The organism is Microbacterium sp. 1S1 (assembly GCF_008271365.1).
GTDB lineage: Bacteria > Actinomycetota > Actinomycetes > Actinomycetales > Microbacteriaceae > Microbacterium.
Genome location: NZ_CP043430.1, coordinates 2,516,722 through 2,539,541 on the forward strand (window position 1 = coordinate 2,516,722; position 22,820 = coordinate 2,539,541).

24 protein-coding genes, 1 tRNA gene and 1 pseudogene are annotated in these 22,820 nt (G+C 68.7%); 16 read left to right on the forward strand and 10 right to left on the reverse strand.

The window, feature by feature from the left end; genetic code table 11:
* Window positions 1-10 precede the first annotated feature (10 nt).
* The 4 genes from FY549_RS12180 to pepN form a co-directional block, all read right to left on the reverse strand.
* On the reverse strand, window positions 11-1,675 hold the full coding sequence (locus FY549_RS12180) for an FAD-binding dehydrogenase (RefSeq protein ID WP_149085254.1): 1,665 nt from the start codon (window positions 1,673-1,675) through the stop codon (window positions 11-13).
* A complete protein-coding gene (locus tag FY549_RS12185; protein WP_200838687.1) occupies window positions 1,672-2,163 on the reverse strand; it encodes a globin in 492 nt (163 codons plus the stop codon). The genes FY549_RS12180 and FY549_RS12185 overlap by 4 nt, the downstream gene beginning before the upstream one ends.
* Window positions 2,118-3,194, reverse strand: coding sequence for a mechanosensitive ion channel family protein (locus FY549_RS12190; protein ID WP_149085256.1), 1,077 nt, complete (start codon window positions 3,192-3,194; stop codon window positions 2,118-2,120). The genes FY549_RS12185 and FY549_RS12190 overlap by 46 nt, the downstream gene beginning before the upstream one ends.
* Window positions 3,195-3,270: 76 nt before the next feature.
* Window positions 3,271-5,823, reverse strand: coding sequence for an aminopeptidase N (pepN, locus tag FY549_RS12195; protein WP_149085257.1), 2,553 nt, complete (start codon window positions 5,821-5,823; stop codon window positions 3,271-3,273).
* A 168-nt stretch (window positions 5,824-5,991) separates the two neighbouring features.
* Here pepN and FY549_RS12200 point away from each other — a divergent pair, with 168 nt between their 5' ends.
* From FY549_RS12200 to FY549_RS12220, 5 genes are read left to right on the forward strand one after another with little or no spacing between them, the layout of a single operon-like run.
* The gene (locus tag FY549_RS12200; protein WP_149085258.1) at window positions 5,992-7,176 is read left to right on the forward strand and encodes a ferrochelatase; all 1,185 of its coding nucleotides are present in this window, start codon (window positions 5,992-5,994) and stop codon (window positions 7,174-7,176) included.
* Between the two features lie 31 nt (window positions 7,177-7,207).
* Window positions 7,208-7,693 carry a ribose-5-phosphate isomerase gene (locus tag FY549_RS12205; RefSeq protein ID WP_149085259.1) on the forward strand — a complete coding sequence of 162 codons (486 nt, stop codon included), beginning with the start codon at window positions 7,208-7,210 and terminating at the stop codon, window positions 7,691-7,693.
* A gap of 1 nt (window position 7,694) precedes the next feature.
* Window positions 7,695-8,693 (forward strand): Fpg/Nei family DNA glycosylase, encoded by a 999-nt coding sequence (locus tag FY549_RS12210; RefSeq protein WP_149085260.1) that lies wholly within the window; start codon window positions 7,695-7,697, stop codon window positions 8,691-8,693.
* A 37-nt stretch (window positions 8,694-8,730) separates the two neighbouring features.
* Window positions 8,731-9,372 (forward strand): FMN-binding negative transcriptional regulator, encoded by a 642-nt coding sequence (locus tag FY549_RS12215; RefSeq protein WP_149085261.1) that lies wholly within the window; start codon window positions 8,731-8,733, stop codon window positions 9,370-9,372.
* A complete protein-coding gene (locus FY549_RS12220; RefSeq protein WP_149085262.1) occupies window positions 9,369-10,865 on the forward strand; it encodes an amidohydrolase in 1,497 nt (498 codons plus the stop codon). Before FY549_RS12215 ends, FY549_RS12220 begins: the two co-directional genes overlap by 4 nt.
* Before the next feature lie 61 nt (window positions 10,866-10,926).
* On the opposite strand, the gene FY549_RS12225 is transcribed toward FY549_RS12220, so the two are convergent.
* Complete coding sequence (locus FY549_RS12225; protein ID WP_025103404.1) at window positions 10,927-11,412, reverse strand: Dps family protein; 486 nt, start codon at window positions 11,410-11,412, stop codon at window positions 10,927-10,929.
* A gap of 129 nt (window positions 11,413-11,541) precedes the next feature.
* On the opposite strand from FY549_RS12225, the gene FY549_RS12230 reads away from it, so the two are divergent.
* Window positions 11,542-12,078: a gamma carbonic anhydrase family protein gene (locus FY549_RS12230; RefSeq protein ID WP_149085263.1), complete on the forward strand. Its 537-nt coding sequence runs from the start codon at window positions 11,542-11,544 to the stop codon at window positions 12,076-12,078.
* Window positions 12,079-12,107: 29 nt separating this feature from the next.
* Window positions 12,108-12,181 (forward strand) — tRNA-Ile (locus FY549_RS12235).
* A 111-nt stretch (window positions 12,182-12,292) separates the two neighbouring features.
* Here the strand turns inward: FY549_RS12235 and FY549_RS12240 are convergent.
* Together FY549_RS12240 and FY549_RS12245 are read right to left on the reverse strand one after the other, a co-directional pair.
* Window positions 12,293-13,345, reverse strand: a complete 1,053-nt coding sequence (locus tag FY549_RS12240; RefSeq protein WP_200838681.1) for a DUF1254 domain-containing protein — start codon at window positions 13,343-13,345, stop codon at window positions 12,293-12,295.
* 28 nt (window positions 13,346-13,373) lie between these two features.
* Window positions 13,374-14,174, reverse strand: coding sequence for a hypothetical protein (locus tag FY549_RS12245; RefSeq protein ID WP_159463183.1), 801 nt, complete (start codon window positions 14,172-14,174; stop codon window positions 13,374-13,376).
* Here FY549_RS12245 and FY549_RS12250 point away from each other — a divergent pair.
* From FY549_RS12250 to FY549_RS12270, 7 genes and pseudogenes are all read left to right on the forward strand, one after another.
* On the forward strand, window positions 14,173-14,733 hold the full coding sequence (locus tag FY549_RS12250) for a MarR family winged helix-turn-helix transcriptional regulator (RefSeq protein WP_187614864.1): 561 nt from the start codon (window positions 14,173-14,175) through the stop codon (window positions 14,731-14,733). The two genes, FY549_RS12245 and FY549_RS12250, sit on opposite strands and share 2 nt — an antisense overlap.
* 397 nt (window positions 14,734-15,130) lie before the next feature.
* Window positions 15,131-16,156, forward strand: coding sequence for an Ig-like domain-containing protein (locus tag FY549_RS12255; protein WP_149085266.1), 1,026 nt, complete (start codon window positions 15,131-15,133; stop codon window positions 16,154-16,156).
* A gap of 15 nt (window positions 16,157-16,171) precedes the next feature.
* A complete protein-coding gene (locus tag FY549_RS16925; protein WP_222930617.1) occupies window positions 16,172-16,522 on the forward strand; it encodes a DUF5979 domain-containing protein in 351 nt (116 codons plus the stop codon).
* Complete coding sequence (locus FY549_RS16625) at window positions 16,420-16,893, forward strand: DUF5979 domain-containing protein (protein WP_262381156.1); 474 nt, start codon at window positions 16,420-16,422, stop codon at window positions 16,891-16,893. The genes FY549_RS16925 and FY549_RS16625 overlap by 103 nt, the downstream gene beginning before the upstream one ends.
* Before the next feature lie 93 nt (window positions 16,894-16,986).
* Window positions 16,987-17,364: pseudogene (locus tag FY549_RS16930) on the forward strand (globin domain-containing protein); the annotation flags it as partial.
* A gap of 156 nt (window positions 17,365-17,520) precedes the next feature.
* A complete protein-coding gene (locus tag FY549_RS16935) occupies window positions 17,521-18,198 on the forward strand; it encodes an FAD-binding oxidoreductase (protein WP_410428263.1) in 678 nt (225 codons plus the stop codon).
* A 118-nt stretch (window positions 18,199-18,316) separates the two neighbouring features.
* Window positions 18,317-18,577: a DUF6458 family protein gene (locus tag FY549_RS12270; protein WP_149085269.1), complete on the forward strand. Its 261-nt coding sequence runs from the start codon at window positions 18,317-18,319 to the stop codon at window positions 18,575-18,577.
* Between the two features lie 55 nt (window positions 18,578-18,632).
* Here the strand turns inward: FY549_RS12270 and FY549_RS12275 are convergent, their stop codons facing one another.
* Together FY549_RS12275 and FY549_RS12280 are read right to left on the reverse strand one after the other, a co-directional pair.
* Window positions 18,633-18,950, reverse strand: a complete 318-nt coding sequence (locus FY549_RS12275; RefSeq protein WP_149085270.1) for a hypothetical protein — start codon at window positions 18,948-18,950, stop codon at window positions 18,633-18,635.
* A gap of 187 nt (window positions 18,951-19,137) precedes the next feature.
* A complete protein-coding gene (locus FY549_RS12280; protein WP_149085271.1) occupies window positions 19,138-20,052 on the reverse strand; it encodes an AraC family transcriptional regulator in 915 nt (304 codons plus the stop codon).
* 134 nt (window positions 20,053-20,186) lie between these two features.
* Between FY549_RS12280 and FY549_RS12285 the strand changes: the two genes are divergently transcribed.
* Window positions 20,187-21,086 carry an alpha/beta fold hydrolase gene (locus tag FY549_RS12285; RefSeq protein ID WP_149085272.1) on the forward strand — a complete coding sequence of 300 codons (900 nt, stop codon included), beginning with the start codon at window positions 20,187-20,189 and terminating at the stop codon, window positions 21,084-21,086.
* Here FY549_RS12285 and FY549_RS12290 read toward each other — a convergent pair.
* Window positions 21,058-21,531 (reverse strand): Lrp/AsnC family transcriptional regulator, encoded by a 474-nt coding sequence (locus FY549_RS12290; RefSeq protein ID WP_149085273.1) that lies wholly within the window; start codon window positions 21,529-21,531, stop codon window positions 21,058-21,060. The two genes, FY549_RS12285 and FY549_RS12290, sit on opposite strands and share 29 nt — an antisense overlap.
* A gap of 171 nt (window positions 21,532-21,702) precedes the next feature.
* Here FY549_RS12290 and pdhA point away from each other — a divergent pair, with 171 nt between their 5' ends.
* A complete protein-coding gene (pdhA, locus tag FY549_RS12295) occupies window positions 21,703-22,818 on the forward strand; it encodes a pyruvate dehydrogenase (acetyl-transferring) E1 component subunit alpha (RefSeq protein ID WP_149086102.1) in 1,116 nt (371 codons plus the stop codon).
* Window positions 22,819-22,820 lie beyond the last annotated feature (2 nt).

A 22,820-nucleotide genomic window follows, 5' to 3' on the forward strand; every position in this document is an offset into this window, starting at 1 on the left:
GCGCCGGGTTTCAGCCGAGAGCCGCCGCCGCGCGCCCCACCTGACGCCCGGAGAAAAGACAGCCCCCGAGGAACGTCCCCTCCAGGGCCCGGTAGCCGTGCGCGCCCCCGCCGCCGAACCCGCTCGCCTCCCCGGCCGCGAAGAGTCCGGGTATCGGCGCGCCGCTCTCGTTCAGCGCGCGTCCGTCGAGGTCCGTGTTGATGCCGCCGAGGGATTTCCGAGTCAGGACGTGGAGCTTGACAGCGATCAGCGGCCCCGCAGCGGCATCCTGCAACCGATGCGGCGCCGCGGTGCGGATGAGCTTGTCCCCGCGATACGCCCGCATTGAGCGCAGCATGCCGATCTGGGGATCCTTGCTGAAGTCGTTGATCATCTCGCGGTCGCGGGCGGTCACCTCACGGCGCACCGCGTCGAGATCCAGGAGCTCACCTCCGGGATGCACCGCCATCTGCGCCAGCAGCGACTCCAGGTCGTTCTCGACGATGAAGTCTTCGCCCTCGTCGAGGAACGACTGCACGGGGCCCGTGGGCCCCTTCGCCAGCCGGGATCTGAGGAGCAGGGCCACGTCCTTCCCCGTGAGGTCCGGGTTCTGCTCGCTGCCGGAGAGAGCGAACTCCTTCTCCACGATCTGACGCGAGGTGACGAACCAGGAGTGGTCGTGTCCCGTCCGCCGGAGGTGTTCGAGAGTGCCCAGGGTGTCGAAGCCGGGGAACAGCGGCACGGGGAGGCGGCGTCCCGTGGCGTCGAGCCACAGCGACGACGGCCCGGGCAGGATGCGGATGCCGTGCTGCGGCCAGACCGGATCCCAGTTCGTGATCCCCTCCACGTAGTGCCACATGCGGTCCCCGTTGATGAGGCGAGCCCCGGCGGCGGCACTCACGGTCTGCATGGAGCCGTCGACGTAGGCCGGGACACCGGAGAGCATGTGGGCCGGGGGAGTGCCGAGGCGTGAAGGCCAGGCCGCGCGGACGAGGTCATGATTCCCGCCGATGCCCCCGGACGCCACGATCGTCGCCGTCGCGTCGATCTCGAACGCGCCGATCACGTCTCGGGATGAGGGGACGCCGCGGGCGGCACCGTCCGACGCCAGCACGCTCCCTCGCGCGCCGGTCACGCGTCCGTCCGTGAGGACGAGCTCCTCGACGCGGTGTCGGGCGAGGACGGTGAGCCGCCCCTCGCGCTCTCCCTGCTCGACGGCGGCCGCGAACGGGGCGACGATCCCCGGCCCGGTGCCCCAGGTGATGTGGAAGCGGGGGACCGAGTTCCCCGGCCCGAGTGCCCCGTACCCGCCACGTTCGGCCCAGCCGACGATCGGGAAGAAGCCGACGCCGCGAGCGCGCAGCCAGGAGCGCTTCTCGCCGGCGGCGAACTGCAGATACGCCTCCGCCCAGCGCCGAGGCCACTCGTCCTCGGGCCTGTCGAAACCAGCGGTGCCGAACCAATCCTGAGTGGCGAGCTCGAGCGAGTCTTTGATGCCCAGGCGGCGCTGCTCGGGCGAGTCCACGAGGAAGAGCCCGCCGAAGGACCACCAGGCTTGTCCGCCCAGGTTCGTGCGTGGCTCCTGGTCGACGATCACGACGCGGCGTCCGGAGTCGAGCGCCTCTGCCGCGGCGACGAGCCCGGCCAACCCCCAACCGATCACGAGGACGTCTGTGGTCGGGGGTGTGGTCGTCATGGGTTCTCCGTTGATTCCTGACGGGTGCGGGTCTCCAGGGTCGTGCGGCCCTGGGGGGCCGTGCCGATGCCGGACGGCTCGAATGTGTTCACCATGGCATAGGCGGCGCGCTCCAGGTAGTCCCAGAGAGTGGTTTCGTGCAACGGGGACAACTGTGCCTCGTCGACGGCCGTGCGCATGTGACGAAGCCAACGATCGCGGGCGTCGGGGTCGACCCGGAACGGCATGTGGCGCATCCGCAGGCGGGGATGGCCGCGGGTCTCGCCGTAGGTGGTCGGTCCGCCCCAGTACTGCTCGAGGAACAGGAGCAGGCGCTCCTCGGCGGGACCGAGGTCCTCCTCGGGGTACATCGGCTTGAGCACGGGGTCGAGGGCGACCTCGCGGTAGAAGACCGACACGATCCGCGCGAAGGTCTCGCGGCCGCCGACCTCGTCGTAGAACGTCACTTGTCTGCACTCCCGTCGCCGGTGTTCTTCTTGCGTCGCCAGATCCCGCGATCGGGGATGACGGGGACGCCGGTGACCGCGTTGGGGCGGGTCTTCGGCGGGTTGGCGCCTCGCACACGGCGCGCACCCTCCAGCCCGGTGGGGACGACGTCGACGAGCCGAGGAACCTCGATCTCCTTCTCCAGGAGCGCTGCCCGCAGGCGGCGCCGGAGTTCCTGCGCCACGTCGTCTCGCGCGTTCGCCCTCGTCTTGATGACGGCCCGGACCACGAGGGCGTCGCCGTCCACCGACTCCAGGCCCCACAGCTCCGGCTTCTCGACGATACGAGTGCGCCACTTCGGGTCTTTCGCCAGTCCCTGCGCCGTCTCCAGCAGGATGTGCTCGACCTGCTCGAGGTCGGAATCCGGTGCCACACCGATGTCGACGATCGCGCGCGCCCAGCCCTGCGACATGTTCCCGATCCGGGTGACCTCGCCGTTACGGACGTACCAGAGGGTCCCGTTCACATCCCGCACCTGGGTGACGCGCACGCTGACGTACTCGACCACGCCACTCGCCAGCCCGAGGTCGACGACGTCTCCGATGCCGATCTGGTCCTCGGCGACGAGGAAGATGCCGTTGAGGACGTCCTTCACGATGTTCTGCGCACCGAAACCGAGGCCGGCGCCCACCGCAGCGGTGAGCAAGGTGAGCGATCCGAGGAGCGCGTTGTCGATGGTGTTCACGACGAGGATGATCGCGATGATCACGAGCATCACGTTGACGATGTTCTGGAGGATCGTGCCGAGAGTGCGCGTGCGCTGGACGAGACGCATGTCGGCCAGGGGTGAGCGCTCGAGCGCCTGCGTGTCGTCGACGGCGGCTTTGTTCTTGGCGGTGTCGACGATGCGGTGCACGACGCGGGTGATCACACGCCGCAGAATCAGCGCGATGAGGACGCACGCGCCGATGATGATCGCGATCGTCAGCAGCTTCCCGCCCACCGTGGTCAGCAGCGCAACCATCTCGGTCGCCCAGGGCGGGAGCTCGGTCGGTGTCGGAGCGGGGGTCGTGTCGGCAGAGATCAGCATCATTTCGATGGTAGCGAGCGGGCCTCTGCGCCGGCTGGAAGAGCGGCGGCAGAGGCCCGGCGGGGTGCGTGGGGAAAGGTCAGTCCTCGGCGTCGCGGGACTGAGCGGCCAGCGCGCGCTCCACGTCCGCGAGGTTCTCGAGCACGAGACGTCGCAGCGCGGGCGGGGCGTCCTGGTGTGCGGAGAGCCAGCCGCGCGTCGCGTCGCGCAGCGCGACGTCCGCGAGAGCGGTGGGGAAGAGCCCCACGACCAGGTACTGGGCGATCTGATACGTCCGCGATTCCCAGACCGGCAGGAGCATGTCGAAGTACTGGGGGACGAAGTCGCCGAGCACAGCGGCACCGGCCGGATGGACGAAGCCGAGGGCTGCGGAGCGGACGATCGTGTTCGGTGCGTCGTCACGCTGGATCAGCGCGTCCCAGGCCTGCTGCTTCGCCTGCGCGTCCGGAAGGGCGGCTCGTGCCTGCGCGGCGAACTCCGCACCCTTGGCGGTGTTGTCGGCGGCCAGCGCAGCGTCGATGGCACCGGCGTCGGTCGCACCGATCGTCGCAAGGCCGACGAGGAGCTGCCAACTCAGGTCGGCATCGATCTCCAGGCCGGGGAGTGTCTCCTCGCCCGAGCGCAGACGCCCGACGATGCCCGCGTGCTCCGGCGTCACCAGGTTGTTCGCGAACGCCGTCACGAACTGCAGCTGGCTGTCGCTGCCGGGCTCCGCTGCTTCGGCCAGCGCCCACAGGCCGTCGGCCACCTTCTGCCGCGCGGCCTCGCGCTCGGCCGGAGCCACGTAGAGTGTGGCCGCCGTGCGCAGCTGCGCGAGAGTAGTGCGGACGGTCGTGGACTCGGTCTCCCGCCCGATGTTGCCGAGCACGAGGTCGATGTAGTCGGAGGCCGCCGTCTCCGCGTCGCGGGTCTGGTCCCAGGCCGCGCCCCACACGAGCGACCGCGCGAGCGGGTCGTGGATGTCGGCGAGGTGGGCGATCGCCGTCCCGAGCGACTTCTCATCGAGACGGATCTTCGCGTAGGCGAGGTCGTCGTCGTTGAGGAGGATGAGGTCGGGGCGGGGCAGGCCCTGCAGCTCGGGGACCTCGGTGCGGTCGCCGTCCACGTCGACCTCGATGTGGTGGGTACGCGTCAGCGCGCCGTCCTGCAGTGAGTAGAAGCCGATGCCGAGTCGGTGCGGTCGGATCGTCGGGTAGTCCGCGGGCGCGGTCTGCGTGATGGCGAAGCGCGAGATCGCGCCGTCGTCACCCTCGACCACCACCGGCTCGAGGGTGTTGACGCCTGCGGTCTCCAGCCACTTCTTCGACCAGGTGCTGAGATCGCGGCCGCTCGTGGCCTCGAGCTCCGACAGCAGGTCGCTGAGCTCGGTGTTGCCCCACGAGTGCTTCTGGAAGTACTGCGAGACTCCCGCGAAGAAGGCCTCGATGCCGACCCAGGCGGCGAGCTGCTTCAAGACGGAGCCGCCCTTGGCGTAGGTGATCCCGTCGAAGTTGACCTGCACGTCCTCGAGGTCGTTGATCTCGGCGACGATGGGGTGCGTGGAGGGAAGTTGATCCTGTCGGTATGCCCAGGTCTTCTCCATGGCGTTGAAGGTGGTCCAGGCCTCGGTCCACTCCGTCGCCTCCGCCGTGGCGATGGTGGATGCCCATTCCGCGAACGACTCGTTGAGCCACAGGTCGTTCCACCACTTCATGGTGACGAGGTCGCCGAACCACATGTGAGCGAGCTCATGCAGGATCGTGACGACGCGACGCTCCTTCACGGCGTCCGTGACCTTGCTGCGGAAGACGTACGTCTCGGTGAAGGTGACCGCGCCCGCGTTCTCCATGGCGCCGGCATTGAACTCGGGCACGAAGAGCTGGTCGTACTTCGCGAACGGGTACGGCACGCCGAACCTGGACTCGAAGTAGGCGAAGCCTTCACGGGTCTTCTCGAAGATGTAGTCGGCGTCGAGGTGCTGCCACAGGCTCTTGCGGCCGTAGACGCCGAGCGGGATGACGCGGCCGGACGCGCTGGTGAGCTCGGAGAAGGTGGCCTCGTACGGACCGGCGACGAGGGCCGTGATGTAGGACGAGATGCGGGGCGTCGGCTCGAAGCCCCAGGTGGCCGTGACGCCGTCGTCGTGGACGATGGGCTCGGGCGTGGGGGAGTTGGAGACGACCTTCCACTCCGCGGGGGCGGTCACCGTGAACTGGAAGGTCGCCTTGAGATCGGGCTGCTCGAACACCGCGAAGACACGGCGGGAGTCCGGCACCTCGAACTGGGAGTAGAGGTACACCTCGCCGTCCACCGGGTCCACGAAGCGATGCAGGCCCTCACCGGTGTTGGTGTAGAGGCAGTCGGCGTCGACGACGAGGACATTCTCCTCCTGGAGCCCGGTGAGAGCGATCCGGGAGTCAGCGAAGACCTCACGGGGGTCGAGCTGCTCTCCGTTGAGCGAGATCTCGCGCACGTCGCGGGCGATGAGGTCGATGAAGGTGAAGCTGTCGGGGGACGCGGAGAAGCGCACGACGCTCCGGGAGCCGAAGACCTCGGCGCCCTTGGTCAGATCGAGGGCGACCTCATAGGAGTGCGTGTCGACGACGTCGCGGCGCTCCTGCGCTTCGATTCGGGTGAGGTTCTCTCCAGGCAAAGCTGTACTCCCAGGGGTGAGGGGACGTAACCGGGGTCGGCGCAGTTGGCACCGACGGCAACCATGACAGCCTACGCCAGTGCGGAGGGCGCGCCGGCGACCCTCCGCATCAGGGATAGTCACGGCCGTGCGGACGCTCGCGCTCGACGGAGGTGGGAAGATGGAGGGGTGACTGCGATCGATCCGAATGTCGTTCCCTTTGCCTCGCCCGCCGCTGCAGGCGGCGATCCCTACGTGACCACGCCCGTCGCCTACGACGCCATCCTGTTGGCGAGCTTCGGCGGCCCGGAGGGACAGGAGGACGTGATCCCCTTCCTCCGGAACGTCACACGCGGCCGCGGCATCCCCGACGAGCGCCTCGAGGAGGTGGCGCACCACTACCGCCACTTCGGCGGTGTGAGTCCGATCAACGGACAGAACCGCGTGCTCAAGGAAGCCCTGGAGAAGGCGCTGGTGGCGCGGGGGATCGCCCTCCCCGTGTACTGGGGCAACCGCAACTGGGGCCCGTACCTCGAAGACGTGCTGCCCGAGGCGTCGGCCAACGGTCACACGACGCTTCTCGCCTTCGCGACGAGTGCGTACAGCTCGTTCTCCAGCTGCCGGCAGTATCGCGAGGACTTCGCGCGTGTCCTGACGGACACCGGTCTCGGCGACACGGTCACGATCGACAAGATCCGCCCCTTCTACGACCACCCCGGCTTCGTCGAGGCTTTCGAGGCGGGCGTGCAGGAGTCCGTTCAGAGCTATCTGGACCAGGGCTTCGCGCCGGCGGAGATCCAGGTCCTCTTCTCCACGCACAGCATCCCGACGGCCGACGCCGAGCGCTCCGGCGCCCGAGACATCGACTGGGGTGAGGGAGGCGCTTATGCCGCACAGCACCTCGCGGTGTCCGAATGGACGATGGAGCAGGTGCGAGCTGCCATCCCGGCCGCCGCTGACGTGCCGTGGGAACTCGTCTATCAGTCCCGGTCCGGCCCTGCGTCGCAGCCGTGGCTGGAGCCCGACGTCTGCGATGTCATCGCCGAGCTCCCGGCCCGCGGCCGAAAGGCGGTCATCGTGGTGCCCGTCGGCTTCATGAGCGACCACATGGAAGTGCTGTGGGATCTCGACACCGAAGCCGCGGAAGCGGCGGACGAGGCGGGTCTCGCGTTCGTCCGCACTCCCACTCCGGGCGTCCGCGACGCGTTCGTCGAGGGCATCGTCGACCTCATCGAGGAGCGGCTGCAGGGGCGCCCGAACTCCGAGCGCCCGCACGTCACCGACCTGCCCGGGGCTTTCGACGTCTGCCGGCCGGGCTGCTGTGAGAACGTGCGCGCGGGGTTCAAGCCCGCGGCCGCCGGCATCGCCCCCTGACCCGCGGACCGCGGATCCTAGGATGGAGACCATGCGCATCCACATCGCCACCGACCACGCCGGCCTCGATTTCTCGACGCGGCTGCAGGAGCACCTCCGCGACGCAGGGCACGACGTGATCGATCACGGTCCGGTGGAGTATGACGCGCTCGACGACTACCCCGCCTTCTGCATCCGCGCGGCACGGGCTGTCGTCGAGGATCAGGGAGCCGGCGTGCCCGCCCTCGGCGTCGTCTTCGGCGGCTCCGGCAACGGCGAGCAGATCGCCGCGAACAAGGTGGCAGGGGTCCGCGCGGCGCTCGTCTGGAACCTGTCCACCGCGGAGCTCGCCCGTGAGCACAACGATGCGAACGTCATCTCGATCGGAGCACGCCAGCACACGTACGACGAGGTGACGGCCTTCATCGACCGTTTCATCGCCACTCCGTTCTCCGGGGAGGAGCGCCACGTGCGCCGCATCGGCCAGATCGCCGACTACGAACGCGACGGCTCGCTCCTGCCGGACCCTCGGGCCTGACATGCCCGAAGGACATTCCGTCCACCGCATCGCGCGGCAGTTCGATCGCAACTTCGTCGGGAAGACGATGAGCGCGTCCAGCCCGCAGGGACGCTTCGCCGAGGGTGCCGCCGTGCTCGACGGTCGCCGAGCCGTGAGCGTGCAGGCCGTGGGCAAGCAGATGTTCCTGGAAGCGGAGGGCGATCTGTGGCTGCGCGTTCACCTCGGCCTCTACGGCGCCTGGGACTTCGCCGGCGAGATCCTCGTCGACCCCACCATCGCGTCGGCGAACGGGCGGATGGGTCAGACGAATCAGCGCGGGACGACGCTGGACGAGGCGATCCTCGACGATGCGGGGGAGAACTCCCTCTCGTCGATCGGAGCGCCGCGACGCGCGAGGGTCCATGTGCGGATGTCCGAGCAGACCAAGGGATTGACCGAGGACGTCGACGAGTGGCCGCCTCCGGTGGTGGGTCAGGTGCGCCTCCGCCTCATGACCGACATCACGGTGGCGGACCTGCGCGGCCCGACGGCGTGCGTGCTGCAGACCCCCGAAGAGATGCTCGCCACCGTCGCGAAGCTGGGGCCCGATCCGCTCGTCGGCGACCCGGCCGAGAACGAGGAACGGTTCGTCCGTGCGGTCAGGAAGAAGCCGACGCCGATCGCTCTGCTCCTGATGGACCAGGCAGTCGTCAGCGGCATCGGCAATGTGTACCGCGCCGAGATGCTCTACCGGCAGCGGCTGAACCCGCACACGCCCGGCCGCGACGTCCCGGAGGATGTCGTCAGGGCGCTCTGGCACGACTGGGTGCGACTGCTGGCCATCGGCGTGGAGACCGGTCAGATGATGACGATGGACGGGTTGTCACCGGACGAGTACCGCGCCGCGATGGCCAGCAGGGACGACCGGCATTGGGTCTATCATCGCGCCGGTCTGCCGTGCCGTGTCTGCGGGACCGAGATCGCCCTGGAGGAGATCGGCGCCCGCAAGCTGTACTGGTGCCCGCGCTGCCAGGCGTGAGCGCTCTGCGGGGGACGGCAGCTCTAGGCTGGGATCCATGCGACAGAATCCGAGCTTCACGCTCGCCGATGAGGCCGAGATCCGCCGCGTCATCGACGCCCATCCCTGGGCGACCGTGGTCAGCGCGCCGGAGGGCGGACTGGTCGCCTCGCACTACGCGGTGCTGCTCGACGATGACCGCGACGACCTGACGATCGTCGGTCATGTCGGGCGTCCGGATGACGCGATCCATGGTCTGGGTCAGCGGGAGATCCTCGTCGCCTTTCAGGGGCCGCACGGCTACGTCTCCCCGGGATGGTACGGCGACGGCCCTGCGGTGCCCACCTGGAACTACACGGCCGTCCATCTGTCGGGCGTGCCTGAGCTCCTCTCCGCCGAAGAGAACCTCCGTGTGCTGCACGCCCTGGTCGCGCGCTTCGAGTCGCGCCTGCCCGAACCGCGGCTCATGTGGGAGCGTCCGAACGACGCCGCTTTCATCGAGCGTCTCGAAGCAGGCACGGTCGGTTTCCGCCTCACACCGACACGAGTCGTCGCCAAACGGAAGCTGAGTCAGAACAAGCCCGCCGAGACGGTCGAGGCCGTGATCGCCGCGCTGAACGCCGAGGGACCGTACGAGAACGCCGCCCTCGCCGCGGAGATGCGTCGTGCCCAGGACGCACGCACCGGAGGCGCGGCATGATCGCCCGCGGCGACCAGGTCGGGACGGTCCGCGCCGTGCGCCCGGTGGGACCGGGCCGGGAGTTCCTCCTGGACGACGAACCGGTCGACCTGCACCTCGTGGACGGTCGCATCGTCGACATCGCACCCACCGGAGCTCTGCCTTCCCGTGGCGAGGTCCTCGAGGCGGACGGGGCGTGGGCGGTGCCCGGACTCTGGGACAACCACGTCCATACAGTGCAATGGGCTCTCGCAGCCGAGCGAGTGCCGTTGGGCCCAGCGGACTCGGCGGCTGAGGCCGCGCACTCGATGCGCGACGCACCCGTGCTTCCCGACGGGAGGAAGGTCGGCACAGGGTTCCGGGATGCGCTGTGGCCGGATCGCCCGACCGTCGCCGCGCTCGATGCGGCGACGGGTATCGTGCCGACCTACCTGATCAACGCGGACGTCCACAGCGTCTGGCTGAACTCGGCCGCCCTCGCGCGCGAGGGCTTCCGCGGGGATGACGGTGTCCTGCGCGAAGAGGACGCGTTCGAGATCTCCCGACGGCTCAACGCCGTCGATCCCGCCCACAGTGACGAGGCCGTCATCCGGGCCGGTTCGGCCGCGGCAGCGCGTGGAGTAACCGGGCTGGTCGATTTCGACATGGCATGGAACGCCGACGCCTGGCCGCGGCGGATCCTCGCCGGCTTCGACGCGCACCGCGTCGAGTTCGCCTTCTATCCGGCCGACCTCGATCGGGCGATCGCGGCCGGTCTGCGCACCGGAGAGCGCCTCTCGACGCCCGACCCGACCGGTCGGGCCGGTGCCCTCGTGCGGGTGGGCGTGTTGAAGGTCATCAGCGACGGCTCGCTCGGGACCCGCACCGCAGCGTGCTCGCACTCCTACCCGGGTGACCCGGAGAACTTCGGGGTGCTGACGGTGCCGCCGGACCAGCTCACGGCGCTGCTCACGACGGCCACGGGAGCCGGGCTCGAAGTGTCCGTGCACGCGATCGGCGATCGCGCCGTGACGGCTGCCCTGGATGCGTTCGGCTTCGCCGGGGCGACGGGATCGATCGAGCACGCGCAGCTGGTGCGCCACGCAGACCTCGCCCGATTCGGTCGGCTCGGAGTGCGCGCGAGTGTCCAGCCGCAGCATGCGGTGGACGATCGTGAGCTGGTGGAACGCCACTGGACCGATCAGACGGCGATCGGCTATCCGCTCGCGTCGCTCCTCGCCGCGGGAGCGGAGCTGCGTTTCGGCTCCGATGCGCCAGTTGCGCCGCTCGACCCGTGGCAGGCGATCTCCGCCGCGGTCTGGCGGACCGACGACCGTCGTCCCGCATGGCACGCAGAGGAGCAGCTGTCGCTGGATCAGGCCCTCGAGGCGAGCGTCCGCACGTCTCTCCGCCCTGGCGAGGCCGCCGACATCGCCATCATCGGAAGGGATCCGCGTCTGGCGGACGCCCCGACGCTTCGGGCGATGCCGGTCGCGGCGACGCTGCTCGGCGGCCGTATCACCCACCTCGACTGAAGCCGCACCGACGGCGAAGGGCGGCCCCGGAATCCGGGACCGCCCTTGGCAAGGGGAGAGCTCAGGCCGCGATGTGCGACACGAGGAACCAGCGGTCCTTCTCGAGGCCGCGCTGGATTTCGATCGCCACGTCCTGGCTCGTGAGGTCGACCTCGTCGAGGCCCTCGACAGCGGCCTTGACGTCCACGAGGATCGCATCGATGTCGGCGATCACGGCGCGGATCAGCTCGTCCGACTGGGCGAAACCGGCGGGCACACCGGTAGCGCCTGCCTTCTCGGCGACGGCGTTCACGCGCGCGTCGATCGGGAGGCCCAGAGCGACGATGCGCTCGGCGGCGGTGTCGGCGAAGTCGCCGGCGTGCGCGACGATCGTGTCGAGCAGCTCATGAACGCCGACGAAGTTCGCGCCGCGGACGTGCCAGTGCGCCTGCTTTCCGTTGACGGTCAGCGCCTGGAGGCCGAGGACGACGGGGGAGAGGAACTGTGCCGCGCCGGCGGCCACTGTCGGGTCGATGGCGGTGGTGGAAACGGTCTGGGCCTTGCTCATCTTGTGCTCCTCCGAACGAAGTTCTCTGACTGACGAGTACAACGCTACTCAGCCTCAGACATTCCGCAAGGAAGCTGAGGCTGCACTCACTTCCGCGTGATTCCGCGGAAGTGAGGGTAGTCTCGCCTCATGAGCATCGCTTCCGGAGCCTCCATCCTCGCCCTGTCGGATCGCGTACCGGAGCTCGACGAAACGGCCTTCGTCGCCGACGGCGCCCGTATCGTGGGCGCCGTCTCCCTGGGCGCCCGTGCCAGCGTCTGGTACAACGCGGTTCTCCGTGGGGACTCCTCGTCGATCGTCATCGGCGAGAGGAGCAACGTCCAGGACAACGTCTCGATTCATGTCGATGCCGGGCATCCCGTCGTGGTCGGCTCGCAGGTGTCCATCGGACACAATGCCGTCGTGCACGGCTGCACCATCGGTGACGGATCTCTCGTCGGGATGGGTGCCGTCGTCCTGAGCGGCGCGGTCATCGGAGAGGGGTGCCTCATCGCCGGAGGGGCCGTGGTGCTCGGCGGGACCGAGGTGCCGCCCGGATCTCTGGTCGCCGGTGTGCCCGCGAAGGTGCGGAGAGCCTTGTCGGACGACGAGCGCGCCTCCCTGGTGGCGAACGCGGCGATCTACCTCGAGCACGCCGCGACGCACGCCGGAGCGACGGAGACGTGACATCGAGCCCCGCTAGGCTGGGGCGGTACGGGGCGGTGGCCAAGCTGGTTAAGGCAGTGGGCTCATAACCCAACGATCGTCGGTTCAAGTCCGACCCGCCCTACCGAACGACACGCTCTGGATCGGGGGTACTCCCTGTCCCGACGGTGACCGGGCCACCTCGTCCTCCGGAAGTCCGGCGGCGATCCGCGAGGCGAGAACGAGGTGAAGACTCTCACCGCAGGGGCATCGCGCGGGGGAACTCCCATTCGCCGGTGAGAACTTCGGGCCTGGGGCGGTAGAGGCGTACCCAGTAGTTCCATCCGGGCGTGATCGGGAGCACGTTCGGTGCATCAGCGGGCGATCCACCGAACTGGATGATGGTGCTGCCGTCGGGTTCCTTCGTCGCCGTCACGCTGTTCAACGAGTATGCGTTCAGCGCATTGGGCTCGAAGTAGCCCCGTGCGTTGTAGACGGCGATGGACCAGAAACCGTCGACGGGCACGTCCCCCACGACGAGTCGGTAGTTCGTGGTGCCGTCGTTGTCTTCAGGGGTGACCGGGAAGTATGTCGCATCCCTGCGGGGGTTGCCGCCCCAAGCGCTGGCAGAGCCGATGAGGTGACGCACAGGATCGACCTCGCCTCGCGCACCGAACATCGCATCGGTGTCAGACAGCGAGTTCGACAGGACCAGCAGGGCATCACGGATCTTTGAGCGTGACTCCTCGTCCCAATCGGGAACTTCGAACGACCCTGAGCGTTCCTGTTCGATGCGGATCTCGTCCTGCAACGCGTGCACGGTAGCGATGTCGTCCGGGTCCGCCGGATCGACCAGGATCCGGACGCCGAGCATCGCATATCGGGTCGGCACCAGATCCGTATCGACGACGTGATCGCCCGGGTCGTAGAAGACAGCAGGCACGTAGTGGTCCTCGTCGATGACCATCAGCGAGAGGAATCGACCATGGGCATCGGGCAAGGTCACTGTGGCGGGGCCCGCTTCGAGGTCGATCAGCGCTGCCGAATACAGCGTGTCGCGGTTGGCGCGGATCACCGTCTGGTCGTCGATGGGCATGGGCTGCCGGTAGTGGAAGAAGCGTCCCAATCCACCGGCCTGGTTCACGGGTGTCGCGAAGTACTTGTCCGTTTCCGCTCGTACGAACGTGTCCACGGTCACCGGTGTGCTCGACATGCCCACATCCTGCCTGACGCCCCTCCGACCGGCAAGAGCCACGGCCAGTGCGATCGCCCAGAACGCATTCGTCGCAAAGACAGCGGGGAACGCCACCCCCGGTGTCTCGGAGCGGCCCGCATCATCAGGGAATCGACCGACGCGTCACCTCAGTGCGCCGTACCGCCGCGAGGAGTGCGGTGGCGGCGGCGAGGATCACGGCCAATCCAGCCGCGACGAGGGCGGGCACGGGGGCGTCTCGGGTGGTGGCGCCGACCGCGGCGAATGCCAGGGCGTAGACGGTTGTCACCCCGAAGACGGCGGTGAGCGGCGTAGAGATCCGAGAGACGAAAAGCAACACGAGCACAGCGGTTCCGGTGGCTGCAGCCGCCAGCGACAACTGCCAGGCGGTTCCCCATTCGCCGCGCACGGGGGCACCGGCGTCGGCCAGCACGGTCGAAGCGTTCAGCCACACGGCGATCGCCGTCCAACCGAGGTACGTGCCGAGGGCGGCCCACAGCACCCCGCGGACCCATCGCGGCCAGGATGCCAGTGACGCACGACGGGTCGCTTTGGCCGCCAGGAGGAGACCGGCGCCCATGACGAGGAAGACGAGAACCGTGAGCACCGTCAGTGCCGGGATGGATGCGAACGCGATCCACGCGCAGAAGCAGGCCGCCGTAACCGCGAGTGGCCCCGCGACGGCTCCGCGCCCCTCGGCATCCACTCTCGCCACGGCTTGCCAGACGGCATAGACGCCGGTGAGCGTGACGATGAGCCCCCAGATCGCGAACGCGGGCCCCGGGGGCACGAGTACCGGGCCGTCCGGGGCGTCCCGACTGAACTCCGAGCCGATGATGGCCGACACGGCGATCGTCACCGGCTGCCCTGCGGCGAAGAACAGCAACGTCCATCGCCGCCCTGCGGCCTTGTCGAACGTTCCCATGTCGCGCCCTCTCGTCGGTGGGACCACAGGTTACTTCCAATATCGAACTATTTCAAGGTGTACCGTTTGTCTGGTGGATGAGGACGGGACCCAGGAGGAGCGGCGACGCCTCGTCGCGGCGTTGACCATGGACCAACAGCTTCTGTTCGCAGAGAGTCAGCGCGTGATTCACTCCTTCGCACGTCAACACTCGCTCAGTGAAAGGGAGTTCGACGCACTGCTGGTGGTCATGACGGCGGAGAATCGGGGAGAACCGATCACGCCGACTGCTCTGGCGCGACGGATTCGGCTGAGCCGCCCTGCAACGACGAGCGTGATCAACAAACTCGTCGCCGCCGGGCACGTCGTTCGCGAGCGCGAGGGGGATGACCTTCGCCGTGTCACGCTTCGGTACGGAGCCACGGCGCGGGCGGTGGGAAGAGAGTTCTTCGGCCCCCTGGCGGACCTTGCGGACGCGCACGCGACGTCCTTCTCCTTGGAGGAGCTGCGAACCGTCCATCGGTACCTCCGTGGGATGGCCGCGGTGATGGGGACGCACGCCGAACGTCTGGAAGCGTGACCCGATCCGGGCCCCGTCGGCGGTGATGCCGAGACGACGGATGGCGGTGCCGGGAGCGGGGAGAGACAACGATGCCCCCGGCACCGGGTAGACGGCGAATGCCTCTACAGACGGACGGACGCGTCGGAAGGGGAAGCGATCCGTCACAGGAGAGATGACGTGCCGCGGATTTCATGACGCTGTTTGCTGCAGGATCACGGAATACTGCGTCGGCCGAGGGAGAACCGCCTCGGGCAATCGCGTAACAAGACCGGCGGCACTGCGTCTCTCTTTGGGGACATCACCCGTGCGGGCGCAAGCACACCGCGCGGGGCCATCGAATCTGGGGAGATCGAAAGTGCCATCACATCACCATGCCTTCACATCGAGTGCGCGCGGAACGCGCCTCACGACCTTCATGGGCGCGCTGCTCGCGCTGTGCCTGACGGTCATCGCTGCCGTCCTCGCCGTGCCGACCGCAGCTCATGCCGCCGAGGTGGACGGGATCACGTCGCTGACCATCACGGAGCCTGCGGACGGGATCGAGGTCTGGGACCGGATCGCCTTCGCCGCGACGTGGTCCGTCCCGGACTCGGCGACAGCGGGAGACACCTTCCGGTTGTCATTCCCGACGAGTCCGAGCCTGACGGGGGTACGCGATGCGTTCGCGCTGACCGCGCCGGACGGGCAGGCGATCGCGGCCTGCACGGTGTCGGCGGGAGAGCTCGTCTGCACGCTCACGGACTATGTCGACAGCCACACCGACGTCAGCGGCACACTGCACTTTCAGGCCCGTGCCGATGAAGAGACGACGCTGACGGAGATCCCGTTCACGACGGGAGGCGGAACCGTGGTTCCCGTGAAGGTCCCGGGGGGAATCGGTCCGGTCCCGTCGTTCCCTGCGCCGAAGACTCCGAGCAAATGGGGTGACGTCACGCTCGACGGCCGCAACATCTCCTGGGGCGTGCACATCCCGTCCGCGGTCCTTGACGGCCGGTCGCCGTCCTTCACCGACACCTTCTCCACGGGGCTCGTCCTCGACCCCGCCTCCGTCACACTGGCCTCCGTGCTCGCGAAGGACTGGTCCGGAGGCAGGTATACGGTCTCGACGCCGCTCCAGGCGGGGTCCGACTACACGGTGACACAGCGCAGCCCGGACTCGTTCACCGTCGCGATCGAGGCTCCGATCGTTCCCGATGCCGTCTACGTCCTGCGGTACCGCACGGCCCTTCCCGCCGACGTCCGCCCGGGGGACACGTTCCACAACACGGTGTCCGGCTCGCGGTGGGAGGCCGAGAGCGCCCCGGTCGTCTACTCCCAGGGAGGCGGTGACGGTGACGGCACGCTTCCTGTCGGTGGCTTCACGGTGACGAAGCAGCTCGCCGGCGGAGGTGCGCCCTTGGTTCCCGACGACCGGCGGTTCACCGTGACGTACTCGTATTAGCGCGCCGGGGAGACCGTGACAGGAGAGATCGCGCTCCTCGCGGGGCAGACCGAGGGTGTGAAGGATCTGCCGGTGGGCACTGTCGTCACCCTCCGCGAGAAAGCGCCGGAGCCGGTCGGGGGCCTGCGTTGGGAAGCGCCCGTCTTCTCCGGTCCAGGAGTGCAGGCCGCTGACGGGGCGGCAACCCTGACGATCACGCGGGGGACCACTGCCGAAGTGATGCTCGTCAACCCGATCGCGGTCGTCCGGCCTCCGGTCGGCGGATTCACGGTCACGAAGGAGTCACCGGAACGGGGGCGTCGCTGGTCCCGGCAGACCGGGAGTTCACCGTGGCGTACTCCTACCTGCACGCGGGGAGAACCGTGAGCGGGGAGCTGAAGCTTCGGGCGGGCGAGACCGTGGGCCTCGACGACATTCCGGACGGAACCGTGGTCACTCTGTCCGAGCAGTCCCCGGCGGCGGTGGAAGGAATGAGCTGGCGGGCGCCCCGATTCACCGGGACCGGCGTCGAGAGCGCTGCCGGAGGAGCCACACTGACGGTCTCCAGCGGCGCCAGCGTCGAGGTGACTCTCACGAACCCGACCGTCGATACGCCGCCCGCCGGGTCCGGTGGATCGCTGGCCCAGACCGGAGCGGAAACACCTGCGGGGCCGGTGGCCTTCGCCGCACTCCTGCTGCTCGCGGGGTACGCAGCGCTCCGGGCGCGTCGTCCCTCGGATTCCCGGAGAGACGCCTGACCGGGGCGGAGGGACGCCGCACATTTCCACGGCATACGCGGGGGCAGGGCCGTGTCGCGGTCGGGAAGCTGAGGAGACACCGAGCGAAAGGAAGCCATGCAGCTTTCCACGGAATCCGAAGCCATCGTCCGCGCCACGGCCCCTGTCGTCGCCGCGCATGCCGACGAGATCACGACGCTGTTCTATCGGCGCCTGTTCGAGGCGCATCCGGCCCTGCTGAACGTCTTCAACCGCGCTCATCAGGTGCAGGGGGACCAGCCGAAGGCACTCGCCGCTTCCGTCGTGGCGTTCGCCCTCCACCTGATCGACCCCGCGGCGCCCGACTTCTCTCCGGTGATGCGGCGGATCGCTCACAAGCACGTTTCCCTGGGGATCGCACCGCGGCAGTACACGACAGTGGGACGCTATCTGCTCGGCGCGGTGGACGAGGTCCTCGGCGAGGCCGTGACCCCGCCCGTCCATGCCGCATGGGACGAGGTGTACTGGTTGTTCGCCTGCTCTCTCATCGCGGAGGAGGCGCGCCTGTACGCCCAGGGTGGCACGGATCCCGCGCGCCCCTGGCGGGCGCACCGGGTCGTCGATCGTGTCGAAGAGGCGCGGGACGTCATCTCCCTGATCCTGGAACCCGTGGAGGGCCGGCGTGCGGCCTATCGCACTGGGCAGTATGTCGCCGTCTCCGTCGAGCTTCCGGATGGCGTGCGTCAGCCGCGGCAGTACACGATCTCGTCCGCACCTCAGACCGACGGCGGCCTGCGGATCACGGTGAAGCGGGTCCGTGGCATCGACGGTGCCCCAGACGGTCAGGTGTCCACGTGGCTCCATGAGAACGCGTTTCCCGGCACGGTGATCGACGTCTCTCAGCCAGCCGGCGACCTCGTGCTCGATGACTCGGCCGAGCCGATCGTCCTGGTCTCCGCCGGGATCGGTATCACCCCCGTCGCCGCAATGGTCGACGACGTGTCGCGGCGCCGACCGTCCCGCCCGGTGCTGCTGCTCCACGTCGACCGGGGCCCGGACACGCACGCGTTGGCCTCCGCCATCCGCGAGCGCTCCGCCCACCTCACCGATCTCCACAGTGTGACGTGGTACACCGAGGAGGACGCGGCCGCTGCCCGTCCAGGACGGATGGACCTCGCGGATGTCGAGCTTCCTGAGAACGCCCGGGTGTTCCTCTGCGGGCCGCTGCCGTTCATGCAGTCGGTCCGGCGTACTCTCACGGCCCGGGGCATACCGGCCGAGCGCATCGACGCCGAGGTCTTCGGTCCCGACCTGTGGACCGGGCGTGCCGACGCCGGCGCGGCATGAGGCGCGCGGGACGCGGGCGGCGGAAAGGCGCGAGCGGCTGTGTCAAGCCCCTCGCCGGCGGTGCGCGGAGACGGCAGACTGCGGTCGTGCGGCATCCCGCCGCGGAACGGGAGTGATTATGAGCATCGGCAGCGGTATCGCGCTCTTCGTCATCGGAGCGATCCTGGTCTTCGCCGTCAACGTCGACGTGCAGTGGGTCGATCTGGATATGGTCGGCTACATCCTCATGGGTGCCGGCGTGATCATCTTCCTCATCGGCATCGTTCTGTTGGCACGGCGGCGTCGCACGGAGACCGTTTCTCGCACGTACGTGGACCCCGCTACGGGAGAACCCACGACGCGCCGATCCGTCAGCTCGAGTTCCGACGAGGGGCTCTGAGCCCAGGAGTCGGAGAAGGAGGAAGGGCCGCGGGGGCTCCCGCGGCCCTTTTCCGTCAGACGGTGTCGGCGCCTTCCAGATGCTCCTCGACGAGAGTGATGCCCCCGCTCGAGTTGGCCGAGTGCGCGAGCTCCTCGATCCAGCGTCTGCTCAGCTCGGGAGTCTCCGACTCCTCGAACACGAATCGGAGCGGGATCGAGGGGTGGAGCCACAGCGTCGAACGACCGGGAGCGTCCCCCTCGGGGTGGCGCCAGGAGAGCGTGAAGCTCTCGTTGCGGCGCAGCTTCGTCGCGATGACGACTTTCAAGTGCGCCAGTGCGCGATCCTCGATCTGGATCGGGGTCTGGGTGTCGCCGTAGAAGAGACTGCCCATCGTCAGCCAGCCTTCGCAGTGCGAGCGTCGAGGATGTTCATACCGCTCCTTCGGAACGTTTCGGGAGGGAGCTGGCACGGCGCTCCCAGGGATACTTGGACTCTAGCCAGCATGCGCACGAGATGGTGCGCTTATCAGCGACTCGCCGTCCTGCCCGAACAGACTGTGCGCCTGCTGTCAGCCGCGGCTACCGCGGCGTCACCGTCGGCGCATCTCCGTAGGTCTTCCGGTACGCCGCAGCGAACCGGGAGACGTTGCCGAAACCCCACCGTCGGGCCACGGCGCTCACGGAGTCTCCCTTGCCGTGCTGGAGGTCTCGACGTGCGCCGTCCAGACGCGCGCGCCGCAGTGCCTCGGTCGGAGTCGTGTCGAGTGCTCGTCGGAATGCATACTGCAGACCACGGGTGGACATGAATGCGGCGGCCGCCACATCGTCCACCGTGATGGGGAGGTGCGCATTGTCCTCGATGTAGGCGAGGGCGCGGCGGACGGAGAGTGGCGCTGCCGAGCGCTGCGTGGGGCTCTGCAGTGCCTCGCTGAAGGTGGTGGGGAAGGACGACATCGTCAGGAGCAAGGCGTGTCGCTCGAGTTCAGCGGCGATGAGCGGATCCGCACCGTCCTGACCGAAGGCGCCGTCGATGTACGAGAACATCCGCTCCCACCGAGCCCCGTGCTGAGGGGTATGCGGCGCGAGCCCGGTGGCGCGGAGTTCGAGACGGTCGTCCCCGGTGGCCTGCCGCAGCGCTTCACGGGCAGCCGCCCGATCGAACACGAGCGCACGGACGCGGGCGCCCCGGTTCCACTTCGCCTCCACCCGGGCCCCGTCGGTGAGCCAGGGCTGCCCGGCGTCGAGCTCCTGACGTCCCGACCAGACGCGTGCGTCGACACCGTCGACGCGGCACACGAGCAACTGATCATCCGGTTCGGCCCGCGAGTGCACCTGCGCGGCGAGCTCGTAGCGGACGAGCGACATGCGCCCGGCCTCCACGGAGCGCCAGTCGAAGCGGAATCGACGCGGGTCCACATCCTGCAACGTCGCCGACGGGACGAACTGCTGCCAGGTGGCCTCCACCTGCTCGACGTCCCTGGATGTGAACTGCACCGACACTCCTTGCTGCGCTGCGCCCGGTCGCTGACGGTGCGCTTCTTCGGACACTAGCCGATGCCGCTGACAAGACGGTGCAGCGCGGCCCCGTCCTGTCTTGCGCTCGGACCGCGGCTCGTAGACTCGACAGCATGAGTGTGCCTTCCCCGTATGCGGAGCGGCTGCGCCGACTTCCCGTGCAGCGCCATGAGGTCGACGTCCGTGGTGGGTCGACCGCGTACTGGGCCTACGGACCCTCCGACGCGGAGACCACCGTGATCGCGGTGCACGGCTTCCGTGGAGAACATCACGGCCTCGAACCCGTCTTGGCGTTCCTCCCCGAGCTTCGGGTGCTCGTTCCCGACCTTCCCGGATTCGGCGAGTCCGCCCCGCTGCCCGGTCGACGACACGACCTGCGCGAGTATGTCGGCTGGTTGATCGACTTCGCCGCGGCCACGGCCCCCGGTGCCGTCATCCTGGGGCACTCGTTCGGATCGATCGTGACCGCCGCCGCCGTGGCGGGAGGGCTGCAGACGCCGCGACTGATCCTCATGAACCCCATCGGCGCGCCGGCGCTGGAAGGGCCGAAGGGGCTCATGACCCGCCTCGCGGTCCTGTACTACGCGCTCGGCGCCAAGCTCCCGCCCCGGATCGGTACCGCCGTGCTGCGGAATCGAGTGATCGTCCGCGTCATGAGCATCAGCATGGCGAAGACCCGGGATCCGGAGCTCAGGCGGTTCATCCATGATCAGCACGACACGTACTTCTCCCGGTTCTCCGACCGGGAGGTGCTGCACGACGCGTTCGTGGCGAGCGTGTCCCACGACGTCCGGGAGTTCGCGCCATCGATCGAGGTGCCCACGCTTCTCATCGCCGCCGAACGCGACGACATCACGCCGATCGAGGCGGAGCGGCAGCTCGCGACCCTCTTCCCCGACGCGACCCTCGTCGAGATCGCGCGGGTGGGTCACCTGATCCATTACGAGACGCCGGCCGAGGCCGCCGGTGCGATCCGTCGCTTCCTCAGGATTCCCGTCGCGCGAGGCCGATGAGCCCGGCCACCCGGAACGGGATCACCTCGCCCATGGCGAGCGAGGTCTCCGTCCGTTCCACGCCCTCGATGGAGAGGATCCGGGCGTCCGTGTCGAACAGATGACGGGCGTCGCGGCACGCCACGCGCGCCAGCAGGTCGATGGAGCCGCTGAGTCCGTGCGCCTGGACGACCTCAGGGATGCGCGCGAGCTCGTTGATGATGCGCGGGAGCTCTGTCTGCCGGACGCCGATGCTGACGAACGCCTGCAAGGGAAAACCCAGCACGTCCGTGGAGAAGGCGCGCTCATAGGAGAGGAACACGCCGCTCTGCTCCAGCCGCGCCATCCGCGCTTGGATGGTGTTGCGCGACAGGCTCATCCGCTCGGCCAGCGCGACGATCGTGACGCGCGGATCGTCGGCGAGGGCCGTGAGGAGTTCGAGGTCGATCCGGTCCAGTCCTGGCATAGTGCCAAACCTTAGCACCTGGTCACCGTGCCAAAATGAGCAACATGCTCAGGAGCCGCCGAGTTGCTTGAGCGAGGTGTTGAGCGGACGTACCCTCAGACCATGCCGGTGACGACGCCGGCGCCGTTGCGCGAAGCCTCACGAGGGCCGCCAGGGACGAGGAGGACGATGATGTCGCCGCAGACCACCCCGATCGCAGATGCCGCCCAGGATCTCGAGCTTTCAGAGCGGATCCTCGCTCCGGACGGGTCGCGGACTCCGAATGCCCGGCTGGACTCCTACGTCGCCGACGTCGACGCCCCGCGCCTGCGGGCGCTCCACCGGGACATGGTGATCCTCCGCCGTATCGACGCCGAGGGTGTCGCTCTGCAGCGGCAAGGTCAGCTCGGCCTGTGGGCTCCCTGTCAGGGCCAGGAGGCGACGCAGATCGGCACCGCACGCGCCCTCGACCCGCAGGACTACGTCTTTCCCAGCTATCGCGAGACCGGGGTGATCTACGCGCGTGGAGCGCAGCCGGGGGACTACGTGCGCATGTGGCGGGGTGAGGAGGGAGCGGCCTATGATCCCGCTGCTCTGCGTGTCGCTCCGCTGCAGATCATCATCGGTGCGCAGACCCTCCATGCCGTCGGATATGCGCTGGGCATCAGGCACGAGAACGCGCCGGAGGTCGCCGTGACGTACTTCGGCGACGGGGCGACGAGTCAGGGGGACGTGAACGAAGCGATGATCTTCGCCGCGTCCTACCAGGCCCCGGTCGTCTTCGTCTGTCAGAACAACCATTGGGCCATCTCCGAGCCGGTCGCCGTGCAGTCGCAGTATCCCATCGCGGGTCGCGCGCCGGGCTTCGGGATCCCGAGCCTGCGCGTGGACGGCAACGACGTCCTGGCCTGCATGGCAGCGATGCGATGGGCGCTGGAGCACGCTCGTTCCGGGAAGGGACCGGCCTACATCGAGGCGGTGACCTACCGCATGGGCCCGCACACCACGGCGGACGACCCGACCCGCTACCGTGACGAGGCCGAACTCGAGGCGTGGCGTCGGCGCGACCCGATCGCGCGTGTGGAGGCGTACCTTCGCGCATCGGGCGAACTGTCCGAGGAACACGTCGCCGAGACGCAGGCGGCGGCGGACGCCGTCGCCAAAGAGATGCGTGCCGCCTGCCTCGGCATGGTCACCCGTCCGCCCCTCGCGGTGTTCGACGGGGTCTACGCCGAACCCCACACCGGGTTGCAGCGTCAGCGGGACGAGTACGCCGCATACCTCGCGTCGTTCGAAGGCGAGGCGTGACC

Excerpts from the sequence above, each read along its gene's own strand:
- FY549_RS12180 (WP_149085254.1), bottom strand. The coding sequence starts at position 1,675 with ATGACGACCACACCCCCGACCACAGACGTCCTCGTGATCGGTTGGGGG.
- FY549_RS12190 (WP_149085256.1), bottom strand. The coding sequence starts at position 3,194 with ATGATGCTGATCTCTGCCGACACGACCCCCGCTCCGACACCGACCGAG.
- FY549_RS12205 (WP_149085259.1), top strand. The coding sequence starts at position 7,208 with ATGCGCATCCACATCGCCACCGACCACGCCGGCCTCGATTTCTCGACG.
- FY549_RS12210 (WP_149085260.1), top strand. The coding sequence starts at position 7,695 with ATGCCCGAAGGACATTCCGTCCACCGCATCGCGCGGCAGTTCGATCGC.
- FY549_RS12215 (WP_149085261.1), top strand. The coding sequence starts at position 8,731 with ATGCGACAGAATCCGAGCTTCACGCTCGCCGATGAGGCCGAGATCCGC.
- FY549_RS12220 (WP_149085262.1), top strand. The coding sequence starts at position 9,369 with ATGATCGCCCGCGGCGACCAGGTCGGGACGGTCCGCGCCGTGCGCCCG.
- FY549_RS12225 (WP_025103404.1), bottom strand. The coding sequence starts at position 11,412 with ATGAGCAAGGCCCAGACCGTTTCCACCACCGCCATCGACCCGACAGTG.
- FY549_RS12230 (WP_149085263.1), top strand. The coding sequence starts at position 11,542 with ATGAGCATCGCTTCCGGAGCCTCCATCCTCGCCCTGTCGGATCGCGTA.
- FY549_RS12250 (WP_187614864.1), top strand. The coding sequence starts at position 14,173 with ATGTCGCGCCCTCTCGTCGGTGGGACCACAGGTTACTTCCAATATCGA.
- FY549_RS12245 (WP_159463183.1), bottom strand. The coding sequence starts at position 14,174 with ATGGGAACGTTCGACAAGGCCGCAGGGCGGCGATGGACGTTGCTGTTC.
- FY549_RS12255 (WP_149085266.1), top strand. The coding sequence starts at position 15,131 with ATGGGCGCGCTGCTCGCGCTGTGCCTGACGGTCATCGCTGCCGTCCTC.
- FY549_RS12270 (WP_149085269.1), top strand. The coding sequence starts at position 18,317 with ATGAGCATCGGCAGCGGTATCGCGCTCTTCGTCATCGGAGCGATCCTG.
- FY549_RS12275 (WP_149085270.1), bottom strand. The coding sequence starts at position 18,950 with ATGGGCAGTCTCTTCTACGGCGACACCCAGACCCCGATCCAGATCGAG.
- FY549_RS12285 (WP_149085272.1), top strand. The coding sequence starts at position 20,187 with ATGAGTGTGCCTTCCCCGTATGCGGAGCGGCTGCGCCGACTTCCCGTG.
- FY549_RS12290 (WP_149085273.1), bottom strand. The coding sequence starts at position 21,531 with ATGCCAGGACTGGACCGGATCGACCTCGAACTCCTCACGGCCCTCGCC.
- pdhA (WP_149086102.1), top strand. The coding sequence starts at position 21,703 with ATGTCGCCGCAGACCACCCCGATCGCAGATGCCGCCCAGGATCTCGAG.